This window comes from Klebsiella sp. MS 92-3, from assembly GCF_000195655.1.
GTDB lineage: Bacteria > Pseudomonadota > Gammaproteobacteria > Enterobacterales > Enterobacteriaceae > Klebsiella > Klebsiella pneumoniae.
Genome location: NZ_GL882851.1, coordinates 37,221 through 39,763 on the forward strand (window position 1 = coordinate 37,221; position 2,543 = coordinate 39,763).

Consider the following 2,543-nt stretch of genomic DNA (forward strand, 5'->3'; position numbering starts at 1 on the left):
AATGCGGCGGAGGTCGGCCTGATCGGCGGCAGCGATTGTCTGGTCGCCGACCATCTGCAGGAGGTTTGCGCATTTCTTGCGGGGCAGACATCGCTTTCGCCGCCTCTCGCCGAGGCGCCTGCTCGGGATGAACGCTACGAAGATCTGCTCGATGTTATCGGCCAGCAGCAGGGCAAACGAGCGCTGGAGATTGTGGCCGCCGGTGGTCACAACCTGCTCCTGATAGGCCCGCCCGGGACCGGGAAAACCATGCTAGCCAGCCGACTCCCCGGTCTCCTGCCGCCATTAAGCAATCAGGAAGCGCTGGAGAGCGCGGCCATACAGAGTCTGGTCAACCTCCACACCGCAAAGACGCGGTGGCGTCAGAGGCCGTTCCGCGCCCCCCACCATAGCGCCTCGCTGGCAGCGATGGTGGGCGGCGGCTCGATACCGGTCCCCGGTGAGATTTCCCTGGCCCATAATGGCGTGCTGTTTCTTGATGAACTGCCGGAGTTTGAGCGGCGGGTACTGGATGCGCTACGCGAACCCATTGAGTCAGGCAAGATCCACATATCACGCTCGCGCGCCAAAATTGACTATCCGGCGCGCTTTCAGCTTATTGCAGCGATGAATCCAAGCCCGACAGGACATTATCAGGGTAAACATAATCGTGCATCGCCGGAGCAGACATTGCGCTACCTTGGACGCCTGTCAGGCCCCTTCCTCGACCGCTTCGATCTTTCCTTAGAGATCCCATTGCCGCCGCCAGGAATACTGAGTCAGGGCTCGCAGGGCGAAGAATCGAGCGCAACGGTCCGGCAGCGGGTGCTGGCGGCGCGTGAACGACAAATGCTCAGGCAAAATAAACTCAATGCCCATCTTGAGAATCGTGAAATGAAGAACTGCTGTCGCTTAAGGCGGGAGGATGCTGTCTGGCTGGAACAGACGCTAACGCAGCTGGGGCTTTCTATTCGCGCCTGGCAGCGTCTGTTAAAGGTTGCGAGAACCATTGCCGATCTGGCAGAGGTTGAAGAGATTGAACGCTGTCATTTGCAGGAGGCGCTCAGCTATCGGGCAATAGATCGGATGCTCAACCATCTGCAGAAAATGATGGCGTAAAAAAAGGGCTTACGCCCTTTTTTCTTAGTCATCGCTTTCGGTGTAATCGTCAGCGCCTTCCATCTGCGGTTTGCCGCCGGACAGAGTATGGAAACGCTTCGGCCGCTTGATACGCGCCATATACTTAATCCATACGCGTTCTGCTTCCGTCACCGGCTCACGTTCACCACGGCACACCGAGACAAATTGTTTTTCATCTTCGGTAACAGGTTCGCGCTTACCCAGTTCCAGTTCGTTAAAGGCATAACCATGACGTTCCAGCAGTTGCGCCTCTTTGATGGTGAAATCACCGTGACGGGAGAACCCGCGTGGATAATTTTTATTGTCGAAAAAACGATTAGTCGTCGTAAAGCTTTCCGCCATCCTACACGCTCCTGATTCTTTGGCCGAGCTATTTATGGCGCGGAGTATTAGTTACGCTTGACAGAGCGTCAAACAAAACATTTAAATCATCACGACAAATAATTTTGTGGAGAACGGTGTGGATACGGAATTGCTCAAGACTTTCCTGGAAGTGAGTAGAACTCGTCACTTTGGGCGAGCAGCAGAGGCGCTTTACCTGACACAGTCAGCAGTCAGCTTTCGTATTCGTCAGCTGGAAAATCAACTTGGTGTGAATCTGTTCACCCGTCATCGTAATAACATCCGCCTGACGACCGCCGGCGAAAAGCTCCTCCCCTATGCCGAAACGCTCATGAATACCTGGCAGGCTGCGCGCAAGGAGGTGGCACACTCTTCGCGACATAATGAATTCTCCATTGGGGCCAGCGCCTCCCTGTGGGAATGTATGCTTAACAGCTGGCTCGGTACCCTCTACAGCGCACCTTACAATCTCCAGTTTGAAGCCCGTATCGCGCAGCGGCAGTCGTTGGTTAAACAGCTTCACGAACGCCAGTTGGATCTGCTGATCACCACCGAATCGCCGAAGATGGATGAATTAAGCAGCCAGCTGTTGGGTAATTTTACTCTTGCCCTGTATTGCGCATCGCCTGCAAAAAACAGAAATGAATTGAATTACTTGCGCCTTGAATGGGGGCCTGATTTTCAGCAAAACGAAGTGGGACTGATAGGAAGCGATGATGTTCCGCTGCTCACTACCTCTTCAGCTGAACTGATCTATCAGCAATTATCGCGCCTGAACGGCTGCTGTTGGCTACCTGCTCGCTGGGCGAAAGAGAAGCATGGGTTACATACGGTCATGGACAGCGCTACGTTATCCCGTCCACTTTATGCGATCTGGTTACAAAATAGCGATAAGCAGGCGCAGATCCATGAGATCCTGAAAAACCCTATTCTGGAATAAACGCTACTCTCCATGGACGGAGATCAGCAAGGTATTTTCGTAGAGGATATTGCCAATGGAGATTAGAGATAAAAAAAATCCTTTGCCTGAGCAAAGGATTCTTATAAATGGCAGGGGCGGAGAGACTCGAACTCCCAACACC

Annotated in this window: 3 protein-coding genes; 2 read left to right on the forward strand and 1 reads right to left on the reverse strand. The window is 53.5% G+C overall.

Translation table 11 applies throughout. The features are described 5' to 3' along the window. On the forward strand, nucleotides 1-1,098 hold a 1,098-nt coding region (locus HMPREF9538_RS05115), incomplete at its 5' end, for a YifB family Mg chelatase-like AAA ATPase (protein ID WP_009486016.1). Between the two features lie 24 nt (nucleotides 1,099-1,122). Here HMPREF9538_RS05115 and HMPREF9538_RS05110 read toward each other — a convergent pair. Further along, entirely contained in the window at nucleotides 1,123-1,461 is a 339-nt protein-coding gene (locus HMPREF9538_RS05110) for a DUF413 domain-containing protein (RefSeq protein WP_004146520.1), read from the reverse strand. Nucleotides 1,462-1,579: 118 nt separating this feature from the next. On the opposite strand from HMPREF9538_RS05110, the gene hdfR reads away from it, so the two are divergent. Then, on the forward strand, nucleotides 1,580-2,401 hold the full coding sequence (gene hdfR / locus HMPREF9538_RS05105; RefSeq protein WP_002883081.1) for an HTH-type transcriptional regulator HdfR: 822 nt from the start codon (nucleotides 1,580-1,582) through the stop codon (nucleotides 2,399-2,401). Nucleotides 2,402-2,543: the final 142 nt, after the last annotated feature.